General features: G+C 66.7%; 14 protein-coding genes. 12 read left to right on the top strand and 2 right to left on the bottom strand.

Features of this window, described 5'->3' with window-relative positions; all coding sequences use genetic code 11:
* Positions 1-24: 24 nt before the first annotated feature.
* From argB to IWX62_RS08505, 8 genes are all read left to right on the top strand, one after another.
* On the top strand, positions 25-933 hold the full coding sequence (argB, locus tag IWX62_RS08540; RefSeq protein ID WP_196840979.1) for an acetylglutamate kinase: 909 nt from the start codon (positions 25-27) through the stop codon (positions 931-933).
* On the top strand, positions 930-2207 hold the full coding sequence (locus IWX62_RS08535; RefSeq protein WP_333483308.1) for an acetylornithine transaminase: 1278 nt from the start codon (positions 930-932) through the stop codon (positions 2205-2207). Before argB ends, IWX62_RS08535 begins: the two co-directional genes overlap by 4 nt.
* Positions 2204-3169, top strand: a complete 966-nt coding sequence (argF, locus tag IWX62_RS08530) for an ornithine carbamoyltransferase (RefSeq protein WP_196840978.1) — start codon at positions 2204-2206, stop codon at positions 3167-3169. Before IWX62_RS08535 ends, argF begins: the two co-directional genes overlap by 4 nt.
* The gene (locus IWX62_RS08525) at positions 3166-3690 is read left to right on the top strand and encodes an arginine repressor (RefSeq protein WP_196840977.1); all 525 of its coding nucleotides are present in this window, start codon (positions 3166-3168) and stop codon (positions 3688-3690) included. The genes argF and IWX62_RS08525 overlap by 4 nt, the downstream gene beginning before the upstream one ends.
* A gap of 75 nt (positions 3691-3765) precedes the next feature.
* Entirely contained in the window at positions 3766-4968 is a 1203-nt protein-coding gene (locus tag IWX62_RS08520; RefSeq protein WP_196840976.1) for an argininosuccinate synthase, read from the top strand.
* A gap of 2 nt (positions 4969-4970) precedes the next feature.
* The gene (argH, locus tag IWX62_RS08515; RefSeq protein WP_196840975.1) at positions 4971-6407 is read left to right on the top strand and encodes an argininosuccinate lyase; all 1437 of its coding nucleotides are present in this window, start codon (positions 4971-4973) and stop codon (positions 6405-6407) included.
* 49 nt (positions 6408-6456) lie between these two features.
* Positions 6457-7212: a maleylpyruvate isomerase family mycothiol-dependent enzyme gene (locus IWX62_RS08510; RefSeq protein ID WP_196840974.1), complete on the top strand. Its 756-nt coding sequence runs from the start codon at positions 6457-6459 to the stop codon at positions 7210-7212.
* An 82-nt stretch (positions 7213-7294) separates the two neighbouring features.
* Positions 7295-8188, top strand: a complete 894-nt coding sequence (locus IWX62_RS08505; protein ID WP_196840973.1) for an SRPBCC domain-containing protein — start codon at positions 7295-7297, stop codon at positions 8186-8188.
* Here IWX62_RS08505 and IWX62_RS08500 read toward each other — a convergent pair.
* Complete coding sequence (locus IWX62_RS08500) at positions 8161-8706, bottom strand: methylated-DNA--[protein]-cysteine S-methyltransferase (RefSeq protein ID WP_196840972.1); 546 nt, start codon at positions 8704-8706, stop codon at positions 8161-8163. The genes IWX62_RS08505 and IWX62_RS08500 overlap by 28 nt on opposite strands.
* Complete coding sequence (locus IWX62_RS08495) at positions 8703-10235, bottom strand: DNA-3-methyladenine glycosylase 2 family protein (protein ID WP_196840971.1); 1533 nt, start codon at positions 10233-10235, stop codon at positions 8703-8705. The genes IWX62_RS08500 and IWX62_RS08495 overlap by 4 nt, the downstream gene beginning before the upstream one ends.
* 94 nt (positions 10236-10329) lie before the next feature.
* Between IWX62_RS08495 and IWX62_RS08490 the strand changes: the two genes are divergently transcribed.
* The 4 genes from IWX62_RS08490 (at position 10330) to tyrS (ending at position 15211) form a co-directional block, all read left to right on the top strand.
* Positions 10330-10965, top strand: a complete 636-nt coding sequence (locus IWX62_RS08490; protein WP_196840969.1) for a DNA-3-methyladenine glycosylase — start codon at positions 10330-10332, stop codon at positions 10963-10965.
* Entirely contained in the window at positions 10962-11528 is a 567-nt protein-coding gene (locus IWX62_RS08485) for an adenine phosphoribosyltransferase (protein WP_442859249.1), read from the top strand. Before IWX62_RS08490 ends, IWX62_RS08485 begins: the two co-directional genes overlap by 4 nt.
* A gap of 76 nt (positions 11529-11604) precedes the next feature.
* Complete coding sequence (locus tag IWX62_RS08480; RefSeq protein WP_196840967.1) at positions 11605-13857, top strand: HelD family protein; 2253 nt, start codon at positions 11605-11607, stop codon at positions 13855-13857.
* Positions 13858-13870: 13 nt separating this feature from the next.
* Positions 13871-15211 carry a tyrosine--tRNA ligase gene (tyrS, locus tag IWX62_RS08475; RefSeq protein WP_333483307.1) on the top strand — a complete coding sequence of 447 codons (1341 nt, stop codon included), beginning with the start codon at positions 13871-13873 and terminating at the stop codon, positions 15209-15211.
* The last annotated feature ends 401 nt before the right edge of the window (positions 15212-15612 follow it).

Genomic DNA, 15612 nt, shown 5'->3' with positions numbered 1-15612 from the left:
CCACGCTGTCACCAGAAGGACATCATGAATTCAGTCATTGCCGCACAGGACAAGGCAGAGACCCTGATCGAGGCGCTGCCGTGGATCCAACGGTTCGCCGGGACCACCATGGTCATCAAATACGGCGGCAACGCCATGGTCAACGAGGACTTGCGCCGCGCCTTCGCCGAAGACATCGTCTTTCTTCACCACGTGGGGATCCGCCCCGTCGTGGTGCACGGCGGCGGACCGCAGATCAGCGCCATGCTGCAGCGGCTCGGCATCGAGTCCGAATTCAAGGGCGGCCTGCGGGTCACCACCCCCGAAACCATGGAGGTGGTCCGGATGGTGCTCACCGGGCAGGTGGGACGCGAGCTGGTCGGCCTGATCAACTCCCACGGACCCTACGCCGTCGGACTCTCCGGCGAGGACGGCGGCCTCCTGCAGGCCACCCGCACCGGCACCGTCGTCGACGGTGCCGAGGTGGACCTCGGCCTGGTCGGCGAGGTGGTCGGCGTCAACCCCGCCGCCATCCTCGACATCCTTGAGGCTGGCCGGATCCCCGTGATCTCCACCGTGGCCCCAGAGATTGACGACGACGGCGACGGCACCAACCAGGTGCTCAACGTCAACGCCGACACCGCAGCGGCGGCCCTCGCCCAGGCGCTGCATGCCTCCAAACTGGTGATCCTCACCGATGTCGAGGGGCTGTACGCCAACTGGCCCGACAAGTCCTCGCTGATCTCTTCCCTCACCGCAGGCCAGTTGCGCACCATGCTGCCGCAGCTGGAGTCGGGCATGATCCCCAAAATGACCGCCTGCCTCGCCGCCATCGACGGCGGAGTGGAGCGCGCTCACATTGTCGACGGCAGGCTGGCCCACTCCATGTTGCTGGAAACCTTCACCACCGCCGGGATCGGCACCCAGGTAGTACCGGACGAGGACGGCTCATGACCCATCGCCCCACAGACCTCACCCCCACCCAGCAGCTGGATCTGGTGCTCGATCAGCAGGCCTCCGGCGCCGACTGGCTCGCACGCTACAGCTCGTCCCTGCTCGGGGTGTTCGGCACCCCGCAGCGGGTCCTGGTCCGCGGCTCCGGCTGCACCGTCTGGGATGCAGACGGCACCCAGTACCTCGACCTGCTCGGCGGCATCGCCGTCAACGCCCTCGGCCACGCCCACCCGTTTGTCACCTCGGTGATTTCCAGCCAGCTCGCCACCCTCGGCCACGTGTCCAACTTCTTCACCAGCCCCACCCAGATTGCGCTGGCCGAAAAACTGTTGCAGCTGTCGCAGGCGCCCGACGGGTCGAGGGTGTTCTTCGCCAACTCGGGCACCGAAGCAGTTGAGGCAGCGTTCAAGCTCGCCCGCCGCAACAGCACCCCGGCGGCGGCCGGCACACCGGCCCGGACCCGGATCCTCGCCCTCGAGGGTGCCTTCCACGGCCGCACCATGGGGGCCCTGGCCCTGACCGCCAGGCAGGCCTACCGGGAGCCGTTCGAACCGCTGCCCGGCGGCGTTGAGCATCTTCCCTTCGGCGACATCGACGCCCTGGTGAATGCCGTCGACGATACCGTTGCCGCCGTCGTCATCGAACCCATCCAGGGGGAGGCAGGCGTCCGCCCGCTCCCGCCCGGATACCTGCAGGCCGCCCGTGACGTCACCACCCGGGCCGGCGCGCTGCTGATCCTCGACGAGGTCCAGACCGGAATCGGCCGCACCGGATCCTGGTTTGCGCACCAGCCCAGCGGGATCGTACCGGATGCGATGACCCTGGCCAAGGGGCTCGGGGGAGGGTTCCCGATCGGGGCGCTGGTCACCTTTGGCGACGCGGTGTCCTCCCTGTTCGGCCCGGGCCAGCACGGCACCACGTTCGGCGGGAATCCCGTCGCGACGGCCGCGGCGCTGGCCACCCTGCACACCATCGAGGCGACCGACCTGCTGGCCCACGCGCACGACGTCGGAGCGTGGCTCCGCGCCGAGCTCGCCACACTGGACCAGGTCACGGAGGTCCGCGGTGAGGGTCTGCTGATCGGCTTCGACCTGGACGGCGACTACGCCGCCGCGGCAGTGACTGAAGCGTTGCGCCGGGGCTTCATCGTGAACGCTCCCACCCCGCATACACTGCGTCTGGCACCGCCGCTGATCCTCACCCGGGACCAGGCTGCCACCTTCACCGACGCGCTGCCCGGCATCCTAACCATCGCAAAGGAACGTACCCCATGACCCGCCACTTCCTGATCGACACCGACCTCACACAGGCTGAACAGACCGAAGTCCTCGACCTGGCCGCAGAGCTCAAGCGGGCCCCCTATTCGCTCAGCACCTACGCCGGCGTCGACCCGGACGGTGCGGTCACCACCGGGCGTCAGACCGTCGCGGTCATCTTCGACAAGACCTCCACCCGCACCCGGGTCTCCTTCGCCACCGGCATCGCCGATCTGGGTGGAGTCCCGTTGATCATCGGCGCCGGGGACTCGCAGCTGGGGCACAAGGAATCCATCACCGACACCGCCAAGGTGCTCGAACGGATGGTCTCCACCATTGTGTGGCGCACCTACGCCCAGACGGGGCTGGAAGAAATGGCAGCAGCATCGAAGGTGCCCGTGATCAACGCGCTCTCCGACGACTACCACCCGTGCCAGCTCCTCGCCGACCTCCTGACCATCCGCGAACACAAGGGCCAGCTCGCCGGACTCACCCTGGCCTACCTGGGCGACGCCGCCAACAACATGGCCAACTCCTACCTGCTCGCCGGGGTCACCGCCGGCATGCACGTGCGGATCGCCGGTCCCGACGGGCACCTGCCCCAGCAATCAGTAGTCGACGCGGCCAACGATAGGGCCGCCGAGACCGGCGGGTCGGTGCTGGTCACCACCGACCCGGCAGCGGCACTGGCCGGCGCCGACGTCGTCGCCACCGACACCTGGATCTCCATGGGCCAGGAACCCGACAGCGCCACCGCCAAAGACGCAACCTACGAGCTGTTCAGCAGCTACGGGGTGGATACCGCCGCGATGGCGTTGGCCGCACCGGACGCCGTCGTGCTCCACTGCCTGCCCGCCTACCGCGGCTACGAGATCGCCGCCGACGTGATTGACGGCCCGCAGTCAGTGGTCTGGGACGAGGCCGAGAACCGGTTGCACGCCCAGAAAGCCCTGATGGTGTGGCTGATGGACAGGCGATGACCCAACTGCAGCCCACCACCAAAACAGCACGCCAGGCCAGGATCCGGGCAATCCTCACCGGCCAGTCGGTTCGCTCGCAGGCCGACCTGGCGGCGCTGCTGGCCGATGACGGCGTCCTCGTCACCCAGGCGACCCTCTCCCGGGACCTGGTTGAGCTCGGCGCGGTCCGGGTGCGGGCCGGCGAGGGGACGCTCGTCTATGCCGTTCCCGCCGAGGGTGGCGGACGGACCCCGCAGAGCGGTGTCACCCAGGAAATTCTCGACTCCCGGCTGACGCGGCTCTGCTCGGAACTGCTGGTCACCGCTGAAGCGTCGGGCAACCTGGTGGTGCTCCGCACCCCACCGGGTGCCGCCAATTTCCTTGCCCTCGCCATTGACCATTCGGTGATGCCCTCGGTCCTGGGCAGCATCGCCGGCGATGACACGATTATGCTGGTGACCCGCGACCCGGCGGGTGGGCCGGACGTCGCCGCACGCTTCCGCCAGTTCGCTCAGGACCCCATGAACAAGCCCCTGTCCTAAAGCCTTTCCCGATCCCCGAATCTTCCTCGACCTGTTTCTTGACCTATCAACCGCAACACCCTAGGAGCACACCCCATGACTGAACGCATTGTCCTCGCCTATTCCGGCGGACTCGACACCTCAGTGGCCATCGGCTGGATCGCGGAAGCGACGGGCGCCGAGGTCATCGCCGTCGCCGTCGACGTCGGACAGGGTGGCGAATCCCTTGAGGAGATCCGCCAGCGCGCCCTCGACTGCGGCGCTGTCGAAGCCTACGTTGCTGACGCCCGCGACGAATTCGCCACCGAGTACTGCATGCCGGCGCTGAAGGCCAACGCCCTCTACATGGACGCCTACCCCCTGGTCTCCGCCGTCTCCCGTCCGGTGATTGTGAAGCACCTGGTCGCCGCGGCCCGCGAGTTCGGCGCCACCACCGTGGCGCACGGCTGCACCGGCAAGGGCAACGACCAGGTGCGGTTCGAGGTCGGCATCCAGACCCTCGGCCCCGACCTGCACTGCATCGCCCCCGTGCGTGACCTCGCCCTGACCCGGGACAAGGCCATCACCTTCGCCGAAGAACACAACCTCCCGATCCAGACCACCAAGAAAAACCCGTTCTCGATCGACCAGAACGTGTGGGGCCGCGCAGTGGAAACCGGTTTCCTTGAGGACATCTGGAACGGTCCCACCAAGGACGTCTACGAGTACACCGATTCCCCGGAGTTCTCCCCGGCAGCAGACGAAGTGACCATCACCTTCCGTGAGGGAATCCCCGTCGCCATCGACGGCGTCGCCGTCACCCCGCTGCAGGCCATCGAGCAGCTCAACCGGCGCGCCGGAGCCCAGGGCGTGGGACGCATCGACATCGTCGAGGACCGCCTGGTCGGCATCAAGAGCCGTGAAATCTATGAGGCACCAGGCGCCATGGCCCTGATCGCCGCCCACCGCGAACTGGAAAACGTCACCGTCGAACGTGAGCAGGCCCGGTTCAAGAAGACCGTCGGCCAGCGCTGGACCGAGCTGGTGTATGACGGCCAGTGGTTCTCCCCACTGAAGCGTTCACTCGACACCTTCATCGACGACACCCAGAAGTACGTGTCGGGCGACATCAGGATGGACCTGCACGGCGGGCGCGCCACCGTGACCGGCCGCCGCTCCGAGACGGCCCTGTACGACTTCAACCTCGCCACCTACGACACCGGCGACACCTTTGACCAGTCGATGGCCCGCGGCTTCATCGAAATCTTCGGCCTGTCCTCCAAGGTGGCCTCGGGTCGCGACGAGCGGGCGGGTCAGTAACTGTGTCCGGAGCCACCACCAACGAGGGAGCCCTGTGGGGCGGCCGGTTCGACGGCGGACCGGCCGACGCGCTGGCCGCCCTGAGCAAGTCGACCCACTTCGACTGGCGCCTCGCCGTGTATGACATCGCCGGTTCCCGGGCCCATGCCCGGGTGCTGCACCGCGCCGGTCTGCTCGACGACGCCGAACTCGCCGGGATGCTCACGGCCCTCGACACCCTCGACGACGACGTCCGGTCCGGCGCCTACACGCCCGCGGCATCGGACGAGGACGTGCACGGGTCGCTGGAACGCGGCCTCATTGAACGCGCCGGGGTCCAGCTGGGCGGGAAGCTCCGTGCCGGACGGTCCCGCAACGACCAGGTGGCCACCCTGGGCCGGATGTATCTGCGGGACCACGCCCGGATTGTCGCCAGCGGGGTCCTGGCAACCATCGACGCGCTGGTCCAGCAGGCCGAGGATCATGTGAGTGTCCCCATGCCGGGACGCACCCACCTGCAGCATGCCCAGCCGGTACTGCTCAGCCACCACCTGCTCGCCCACGCCTGGGCGCTGCTGCGCGATGTGCAGCGGCTCCAGGACTGGGACAAGCGGGCCGCCGTGTCGCCCTACGGGTCGGGCGCGCTGGCGGGGTCCTCGCTGGGACTCGACCCTGCGGCTGTCGCCGCGGAGCTGGGCTTCAACTCCGCCACCCACAACTCGATCGACGGCACTGCGGCGCGGGATGTCTATGCCGAGTTCGCATGGATCGCCTCGATGATCGGTGTTGACCTGTCACGGATCAGTGAAGAAGTCATCCTGTGGGCCACCAAGGAGTTCTCCTTCGTCACCCTGCATGACTCCTACTCCACCGGGTCGTCGATCATGCCGCAGAAGAAGAATCCCGACGTCGCGGAGCTGGCCCGCGGCAAGGCTGGCCGCCTGATCGGCAACCTCACCGGGTTGCTGGCCACGCTCAAGGGTCTGCCGCTGGCGTACAACCGCGACCTGCAGGAAGACAAGGAGCCGGTGTTCGACGCCACTGACACCCTGGAAGTGTTGCTGCCGGCCGTCTCGGGGATGATTGCCACGCTGACGTTCAACACTGAGCGGATGGCGTCCCTGGCACCCCAGGGGTTCGCCCTCGCCACGGATATCGCCGAATGGCTGGTTCGCCAGGGGATTCCGTTCCGGGAAGCCCACGAACTCTCCGGAGCGGCAGTCCGGCTGGCCGAAGGGCGCGGCGTCGAACTGTGGGACCTCAGCGACGCTGACTACTCAGCCATTTCGCCGCACCTCACCGCCGGCGTCAGGGAGGTGCTCTCCGTTGAGGGCTCACTGAACAGCCGCGACTCGCAGGGGGGAACGGCCCCCGCGGCGGTGCAACGCCAGTTGCAGGCACTCAGGGACGAGCTGGCCACTGTTGCCAGCTTCCCGGCGGCTGTGCGGGGTACGCTCTAGGACAGGATCCAGCAAGCGCCCGGGACAGGGCCAAACGAAAGGCGCCTCGGTGATTGAGCATCTCATCCGGGAAGTATCAGCCGGCCTCGCCGTCGCTGGCGAAGATCTGAAGGCAATTGTCAAAGGGCTGGACGAGAATTCGTTCAGCGAACCGACTGCGCTGGCCGGCTGGTCCCGGGCCCACGTGGTGGCCCACGCGGAGGGAATTTCCCGCGCGATGCAGCGGCAGGTTGAACACGCCGTCCGGGGCGAAACGATCGAGCTGTACGACGGCGGCTACGAAGGCCGGGTGCAGGCCATCGAGGCCCGGGCGCAACGCGATCCTTTATTGCAGAAGGAGGCGCTGGTGGCGGCGGTTGACGACGCCGTCGGCGCTTTCGAGCATGCCCGCGACCATTGGGAAGCGAAAATCTCCTACCGGGACGGGACCATGTACGACGGGGCCCTGGCCCTCTGGCGGGAACTGGTCATCCACGCCTCCGACCTCGATGCCGGCGCCACCTCGCGGGACTGGAGTGACCGCTTCTGCCACTATCTGATCGATTTCCTCGCCGCACGGGTTCCTGAGGGCACCGCGTTGAAGCTGCACCCGCTGGGTGAGGAACCCCTCACCATCCAGGGCACCCTTGACGACGACGGCGCCGCCCACACCGTCGTCGTCACTGGTGCCCTGCAGGACATCGCTGCCTGGCTGGCTGGCCGCGAACCCGTCGGGGGGCTCGAAGCGACGGATACAGCAGAAGCCGCGGACACCGTCGACCTGCCTGAGCTGCAACCCTGGCCCGCCGCGGTAGCCCCCGGATAATACCCGGGTAGTACCCGGGTAGGACCCTTCCGGAAGGCTGGACCCTGGGGTAGGTTGGGAGCACCCTGTCGCAGGAGGCAGCATGAAATCCCAACTCACCGGCGAGTTGCAGCTCGAATCGATCACGGATCGCGAGGATCGCGAGGACCGTGCCGAGCCGCTGGGCCGGATCGAACGGCTGAGCGATGGCTACGTGCTCGCCTTTGACCGGCAGTACGACTACCCGCGGTCCTACATCTGGGACCTCCTCACCGACCCTGCCAGGGTCGCCCAATGGCTCGGTAAGCTCACCCCGGGCTGGGAACTGGGGAAGGAATATTCGCTGGACATGGGTGGGGACCTGTGCACCGGAACAGTCCTGCAACTCAATCCGCCCACCAGCCTTCAGGTCACCTGGGACGACAACATGGGACTCGAATCGCTCCTCGAGTGGCGCGTCCTCGACTGTGCCGGGGGGGCCCTGCTCCAGCTCCGGGCCAGGTCGGAAACCACCGAGTTCCTGACCGAAGGCGCGGCTGGCTGGCAGCTCATTCTTGACTCACTCGACGACGTCGCCGCCGGGCGGCCCGCCCGGCCCGACGCGGACTGGGCGGCGCTCAGGGACGCGTACGCCACCAAATACCAGGTGTCCCACACCATGGGCGAGCTCGAGGTCACCGACGGCATCACCATGATCCACTTTGACCGGCGGTTTGAGGCGCGGCTGCCCCGGGTCAAGGACGCGCTCACCGCTGACCCCACCCAGCAGCCGCGCGTCGAGCAGGCGGAAGTGGATTTCACCGCCACCGGGCCGGTGACGCTGGTGACGGTCCGGCACGTGGTGGAGGATCCCTCCGAGACCGCGGCGCTGATGGCCCGCTGGCACGCGCACCTCGACGCGGTGGGGGTGGATCTGGACGGCGACACCCCTCACATCAGCGTCCGTAAACTGCGGGTCCTCGAAGACTTCTACCGGGCCAATACCGCCGCCGAGTGAGTCGCCTCCCGGGCCAGGAGGCTGGTTTTGACCTCCAGTCCCCAGCGGAAACCCCCGAGGGATCCGTCGGTGCGGATCACCCGGTGGCACGGGACGAACAGCGCTGCAGCATTCTTGGCACACGCTCCGGCAGCGGCACGCACTGCTGCAGCGTTGCCCGCCAGGGACGCATATTGCGCGTAGGTCACCGGCTGGCCGGGTTGGACGGTCCGCAGCATGTCCCAGGCGTGGCTGCGGAACGGACCCGACATCTGCCGCACCATCACCGAGTCGATTGCCCCGACGTTGCCGTCGTAGTAGGCGGTGACGGCCGCGCTGATGGGGCCCAACTCCGCCGGGTCCACTAAGCGGGGCACGTCAGCAGGGCGGAGTGCGGGATGGATTTGCCCGGTGAGATCTGAGAGGTCCGCGGTCCAGCCGGACGCGAGCACAGCGCCGTCCTGTTCCAGGATGGTGAACGGCCCATCGGGAGTGTTGACCGTGGTCTGCCGGTACGTGGGGGACGGGTCGAGGGTCATGGAGATAGCGCTTTCACTGGTGGGGGTGTGGGGGTGGCGGCACGGCGCCACAGGTGCATCGTCGCGTACGAACGCCAGGGACTGAACCGTTCCATGGCGACCGAGACCCGGCGGGGATCGGCTTGCTCGGAGGAGCCGGTCAACGCGGCCCACCCGTTCCGGACCGCGGCGTCATTATTCAGGTGGATGTCGGTGGCGCCGAGAACGCGCATCGCCACATAGTTGACCGTCCATGGGCCAATGCCCGGGAACGGCAGGAGTTTGCGCTCAAGATCGGCACGATCGTCCTGCACCCCGAACTGGAGGCTGCCGTCGGCCAGGGCCGCGCTCACCCGCATCACACTGTCGATCCGCCGCGCCGGACCCTTGAGCAGCCCTGCTCCACCATCGGCTACCTGCACGGCGGTAGGAAACAGCCGGTCCACCCGGTGCCCTGCGGGTATCCCGGACCGGCCCAGCGTAGTGGGGCTGCCGAGTCCGGCCAGGCGGTGCAGAGCGGTGCGTGCCGCCTTGACGGTGATCTGCTGGCCGATCAGGGCACGCAGCAGAATCTCCTGCGGGTCGATGGCGCCGGGGAGCCGGATGCCGGGGATGAGGAGGATCCGGCCAGCGAGGAGAGGGTCGGCTCCCAGCACGGCGTCCACCGCCAGCGGGTCAGCGTCGAGGTCGAAAAGCCTGCGGATCCGGGACAGGAGGACCGGCAGATCGGGAAGCTTCTCGACCATGACGTCAACCGCCAGGGCCGGAACACCGGTGCCCGCCGTCGCCAGTCGTGCGCTGAACCACGCCTGCCCGCCGGGCAGTTGCAGGAGCCGTTCATACGTTTCCGTCGTGGCGTGCTCCACCCCGTCTACGGCACGCAAGCGGAGGAACTCGAAGATGCCGGGGTCGTAGGGGGCACGCAGCGGCAGCAACAGTGACAGAGTGGTTCCCGGCTCGCCGCCAACGCCACTGGTGCTGTGGCGAGGGGGGATGGTTGCGCGGGCCCGCAGCTCGGAGGGAGTCAGCGCAAACACCTCCTGCACGGTGTCGTTGAACTGTCTGACGCTACTGAACCCGGCGGCGAAGGCGATGTCGGCAAACAACAGGTCGGTTGCGGTCAGCAAGGACCGGGCGGTCTGCGCGCGGGAGGCCCGGGCGAGGGCCAGCGGGCCGGCACCGAGTTCCTGGTGCAGGATCCTGTTCAGCTGTCGGCTTGAATAGCCCAGCCGCGCGGCAAGCCCGGTGACCCCGCTCCGGTCCACTTCGCCGTCGGAAATCAGCCGCATCGCCCGGGCCGCCGTGTCCGAGCGCACGTTCCAGGCGGGGGTGCCCGGCACCGCCTCGGGGAGGCACCGCTTGCAGGCCCGGTAGCCCGCCTGATGAGCCGCAGCGGAGGTCTGAAAAAAGGTCACGTTGGCGGGCTTCGGTGTCCGTGCCGGGCAGGACGGACGGCAGTAGATCTTCGTCGTCGCCACGGCTGTGACGAACTGCCCGTCAAAACGGGGGTCGCGCGAGTCGATCGCGCGGTATTGCTGCCAGAAGTCCATCACCCCATCGTCGCAGGTTCCACCACCCGCAGCTAGCGGGAATCGGACATCAGGGTGGGCGGTCGGCGTCAGGTGTTTGCTACGGTTTTGTGCTGTGGATCCCACGACCGACCGAAACCGCCTGGCCCTGCCCGCCACCGCGGTTGCCCACAGCCTGCTTGGCGCCAGAATCACCCACGACGACGGCGCTGACCGCGTTGCGGTGCGCATCACCGAGGTGGAGGCCTACCTCGGCCCCGACGATCCTGGGTCTCACGCGTTCCGGGGTAAAACCGCAAGGAACGCAACCATGTTCGGCGCCCCGGGCCACCTGTACGTGTACTTCACCTACGGCATGCATTACTGCGCCAATGTGGTCTGCGGCCACGAGGGGGAGGCCACCGGACTGTTGTTGCGGGCCGGCGAGATTGTTGAGGGCCACGCCGCCGCCCGGGAACGCCGCGGCTTTCCCCGCGTGGAGCGTGACCTGGCGCGTGGACCCGCCCGGCTGGCGCAGGCCCTTGGCCTGAACCGGGCGTTGGACGGCGCCGATTTGTTCAGCGGGCCGCTCGCCCTGATCCTGCCGGAGACCCCCGTTGATCCCGCCGCCGTGTCGAGCGGCCCCCGTGTCGGGGTGGCGGGCGTCGGTGGGAGCACCGAGTACCGGTGGCGGTACTGGCTCACCGATGACCCCACGGTGTCCCGCTACCGCGCGGCCAAGCCCCGCGCAGCCCGTACAGTTAACGGGTGAATAATTCAGTGCCCGACGCCGCATCGTCGACCATCGCCGGAACCACAGCCCAGGATCACCTCGACCGGCTCTGTCTGACGGTCGAGGACTTTCCCCGGCCGGGGATCAGCTTCCGCGATCTCACCCCGGTGTTCGCCGACGGCCCCGCATTCCGGGCCGTCATCGACGATCTGATGGGCCCCTTCACCGGCCAGTTCGACGTAGTAGCAGGAATCGAGGCCCGCGGGTTCCTCCTCGCCGCAGCGGTCGCCTACGCCACCGGCACGGGCGTGGTCGCGGTCCGCAAACCCGGGAAGCTACCCCGGCCGGTCCACTCCGAGTCCTACAGCCTTGAGTATGGGGAGGCGTCGCTGGAAATCCACCGGGACGACGTCGTCCCCGGCACCCGGGTGCTGATCCTTGACGATGTCCTCGCCACGGGCGGAACCCTTGCCGCAGCAACCGCGTTGTTTGATTCCTGCGGGGCTGAGGTTGTCGGGTGCGCGGTGGTGCTGGAACTCCAGGCCCTGCAGGGACGCCAGACGGTGCAGCAGTACCGCGTGCACGCCGTGGCAGCTGCCTAGGCTTCATTGATCATGCCAAAAGTGCCGCCTGCACTGTAGAATTGACGGTCTGCCTTTGGCGAGAGGGAAACGCATAATGCATCACACATCCACGGCCCGCAACGAGCTTGAGCACGAGCGCGGCTATGTGGCAGGGCTATATCAACGGCTTGACGAGCTCCGCGAGGAAAAGCGCGGGCAACTCGCCGAGGTGCGCCGTTCCCTGTCAGCCGGGTCACACCAGAATCGTTCCGAGCGGGATGCGTTTGCCACCATGTACGAGGACCGGCTGGCGCAGCTCAACGCGGTGGACGATCGCCTCGTGTTCGGCCGGTTGGACCTCGACGACGGCGACGAGCGGTACATCGGCAGGATCGGGCTCTCCACCGAGGACCTTCAGCAGCTCATGGTCGACTGGCGCGCCCCCGAGGCGGGAACCTTCTACCAGGCCACCGCCTTCGAACGGATGGGGGTGCGACGACGTCGGCACCTGATTCTGTCCCGGCGGAACGTCCTCGCCATTGAAGACGACGTGTTGGACGCCGCCCTGTTGACCGAGGACGAGTCACTGCAGGGCGAGGGAGCGTTGCTCGCTGCGCTCAATTCCAAGCGCACCGGGCAGATGTCTGACATCGTCGGCACGATCCAGGCCGAGCAGGACCGGGTGATCCGCGCGCCCCTCCAGGGCGTCGTCGTCGTCCAGGGCGGACCAGGAACCGGCAAGACCGCTGTAGCGCTGCACCGCGCCGCCTATCTCCTCTATACGCACCGGGAACGGCTGAAGTCGGCCGGCGTCCTGCTCGTTGGCCCGACCAACGCGTTCATGAAATACATTGAGCGGGTGCTGCCGTCCCTCGGCGAGACCGGCGTGGTGATGTCCAGCATCGGCAGCCTGATGCCCGGCATTACCGCAGTGCAGGAACCGACCGAGGAGGCAGCCGAGATCAAGGGTCGCCTGGAGATGGTCGACGTGTTGCGGCGGGCCCTGGCGAACCGCCAGCGGGTCCCGCACGAGGACAAGCGGCTCAACGTCGAAGGCACCCTGTTGACCCTGTCCCCTCAGCAGGTCCGCAAAGCCCGTGACCGGGCCCGCGCCACGGGAAAACCCCATAACGAAGCCCGGGTGACCTTCGTCAAAATTCTGCTGCGGGAATTGACCGAGCAACTTACCGAGCAGCTTGAGGAGTCGTCGGGGGCGGGGAACACCGCCGACCGGTCCTACCTGGCCGAGGATGTGCGCAGCTCGCGGGATGTACGGATAGCGCTGAACCTTGCATGGATGCCCCTGACGCCCGAAAAGTTCATTGCCGAACTGCTCACGAAACCCGGCATCCTTGCTGCTGCGGCGCCAGGATTCACCGACGCCGAGCTGGCGCACCTCACCCGGCCCGTAGGCGCGCCGTGGACCGAAGCTGATGTGGCGTTGCTCGACGAGGCCGCCGAGCTGCTCGGAGACCTCGACCCGTCGGCTGGGCGGGACACGGCGGTCCGGGATCAGGAGCGTCGGCGGGATCTGGCGAACGCGGAGCGGACCCTGGAGAATGTCAACGAGTCGCTTGCCGATTCAGGGGTTGATGGCGTGCTCACCGCCGAGGACCTGGCCGACCATAACGCGGTGACCGAGGCCAGGATGAGCGCGGCCGACCGCGCCTCGGTCGACAGGACCTGGGCCTTCGGCCACATCGTGGTCGATGAGGCGCAGGAACTCTCACCGATGCAGTGGCGGGTCCTGATGCGCCGCTGCCCGCTGAAATCGTTCACCATTGTGGGGGACATTGCGCAGACCAGCTCGGCGGCGGGGTCAAACTCCTGGCAGCAGGCGCTTGAACCGTTTGTGGGGGAGCGGTGGCAGCTCGAGGAACTGACTGTCAACTACCGCACACCCGCACAGATCGCCGAAGCCGCCGCCCGGATGGCCAACGCCGCGGGCCTGGTGGTCTCGGCACCCAAGGCAGTCCGTGAGGGACGCTGGGCCCCGATCGTGGACCGGGTGCGTGAGCTGATTCCGGCGCTCCTGAACGCTGTGCCGGAAGAACTCGACGCGGTGGAGGGTGGACTGTTGGCCATCATCGCCCCCGAACGGCTCCTGGTGGAGGTGCGGGCGGCACTGACCGGGGTGTACGGGCGCAGGATTGGCTTCGGCGCCGGCAGTATGGGCCAGGACATTGTGGTCACCAGCCCGCGGGAAGCCAAGGGCCTGGAATTCGATGGCGTCGTGGTGCTGGAACCAGCGGAAATGCTCGACCCCCGATCCATCAGGGTGGGCGACCTGTACGTCTCCATGACCCGGCCCACCCAGCGGCTGCGGCTTATTGCCACCGGTGAAATACCCGCAGGCATCGAGGACTGATAATTTAGAGCCTGTGTCCCAGCAAACAGAAACCACAGACCCAGGCCCCGCCGAACTCCTGAGCGGCCAGCGCAACGACCCGTCCTTTGCCAATGTGTGGCAGGAACTGAAGTGGCGTGGGCTGGTTCACGTCTCCACCGACGAGGAGGCACTTGAGGAAGCCCTCGCCGGCGACCCGGTCACGTTCTACTGCGGATTCGATCCGACCGCTCCCAGCCTGCACCTCGGACACCTGGTACAGCTGCTCACCATGCGCCGGCTGCAACTCGCCGGGCATCGCGCCCTGGGCCTGGTCGGGGGCTCCACCGGCCTGATCGGTGACCCACGACCCACCTCGGAACGCGCACTGAACACGCCCGAGACCGTCGCCGAATGGGTCGAAAAGCTGAGGGCGCAGGTCGAAAAATACCTTGATTTCACCGGATCCAATCCTGCCCGGATGGTCAACAACCTGGACTGGACGGCACCGCTGAGTGCTATCGACTTCCTGCGGGAGATCGGCAAGCACTACCGGGTGGGAACCATGCTGGCCAAAGATGCTGTCAGCGCCCGGCTGAATTCCGACGCCGGGATCAGCTACACCGAGTTCAGCTACCAGATCCTCCAGGGCCTTGACTTCCTTGAGCTCTACCGCAGCTACGGGTGCACCCTCCAGACCGGTGGATCCGATCAATGGGGCAACCTGACCAGCGGCACCGACCTGATCAGGCGGGCCGAGGGGAAGAGCGTCCACGCCATTGGTACCCCGTTGATCACCAACTCCGACGGCACCAAGTTCGGTAAGAGCGAGGGCAATGCCATCTGGATCGACGCCGAACTCACCAGCCCCTACGCCTTCTACCAGTTCTGGCTCAATACTGCCGACGCGGACGTGGTGGGCCGGCTGAAGGTGTTCACGTTCAAGTCCCATGAGGAGATCGACGAGCTGGGGAGAGCCGCCGAGGAGCGGCCGCACCTACGAGAGGCTCAGCGTGCCCTGGCCTTCGAGGTGAATTCCCTGGTGCACGGGGTGGACGCGACCGAGAAGGTGATTGCCGCGTCGGCAGCCTTGTTTGGGCAGGGTGAGCTATCCGGGCTGGACAACACCACGCTGTCTGCTGCGATCGCCGAACTGCCAACGGCACAGGTGTCCAGGGACTCACTGGGGATTATTGATCTTTTGGTTGCCAGTGGGCTGTCCGCGAGTAATTCGGCGGCCCGCCGCACGGTGGGGGAGGGCGGCGCCTACGTGAACAACGTCAAGGTGCAGGATCCCGATGCCGTGATCACTGAGGACATGCTGCTCCACGGCCGGTATTTGGTGCTCCGCCGCGGCAAACGCACCCTGGCGACAATCGATGTGTCACCGGTCTGACCGCCTGAATCCGGGGCCGCGCAAGGGGATTTGCGCGAACCCGGATCCACGTGTAATGTTTTCTGAGTTGCCGCCATTGAGTGGCAACCAACCCCTTCGAAAATTCAACAGGTAGTCCGGCGTGTGCTCAGCACAGAAGCCAGATTTACCTGAACTTTTCGTCGGTTCATTCGGTTGTTTTTGCCGAAATCCGGAAATAACGCGGATTTGACAAAGAGAATGCGGATGGAATAACTTATAGATAAGTCGCAGCGAGGAAATGTAAATAGAAAGTATATTTACAGAAAATTCGAATTGCGCCTGTTATTTGAGAACTCAATAGTGTGCCATGTTTGTTGATACCGATTGTTTTATTGATTGGTTGAATTTGATCATGTGATGCCACCCCGTGGTGTTGTGTG

This window comes from Arthrobacter sp. CAN_A1 (assembly GCF_015751665.1).
Classification (GTDB): domain Bacteria; phylum Actinomycetota; class Actinomycetes; order Actinomycetales; family Micrococcaceae; genus Arthrobacter_D.
This window is presented reverse-complemented; position numbering and strand designations above follow the sequence as displayed.

What these genes read in the sequence shown, in the direction of transcription:
- argB (WP_196840979.1), top strand. Translation starts at nt 25, where the DNA reads ATGAATTCAGTCATTGCCGCACAGGACAAGGCAGAGACCCTGATCGAG.
- IWX62_RS08535 (WP_333483308.1), top strand. Translation starts at nt 930, where the DNA reads ATGACCCATCGCCCCACAGACCTCACCCCCACCCAGCAGCTGGATCTG.
- argF (WP_196840978.1), top strand. Translation starts at nt 2,204, where the DNA reads ATGACCCGCCACTTCCTGATCGACACCGACCTCACACAGGCTGAACAG.
- IWX62_RS08525 (WP_196840977.1), top strand. Translation starts at nt 3,166, where the DNA reads ATGACCCAACTGCAGCCCACCACCAAAACAGCACGCCAGGCCAGGATC.
- IWX62_RS08520 (WP_196840976.1), top strand. Translation starts at nt 3,766, where the DNA reads ATGACTGAACGCATTGTCCTCGCCTATTCCGGCGGACTCGACACCTCA.
- IWX62_RS08505 (WP_196840973.1), top strand. Translation starts at nt 7,295, where the DNA reads ATGAAATCCCAACTCACCGGCGAGTTGCAGCTCGAATCGATCACGGAT.
- IWX62_RS08500 (WP_196840972.1), bottom strand. Translation starts at nt 8,706, where the DNA reads ATGACCCTCGACCCGTCCCCCACGTACCGGCAGACCACGGTCAACACT.
- IWX62_RS08495 (WP_196840971.1), bottom strand. Translation starts at nt 10,235, where the DNA reads ATGGACTTCTGGCAGCAATACCGCGCGATCGACTCGCGCGACCCCCGT.
- IWX62_RS08480 (WP_196840967.1), top strand. Translation starts at nt 11,605, where the DNA reads ATGCATCACACATCCACGGCCCGCAACGAGCTTGAGCACGAGCGCGGC.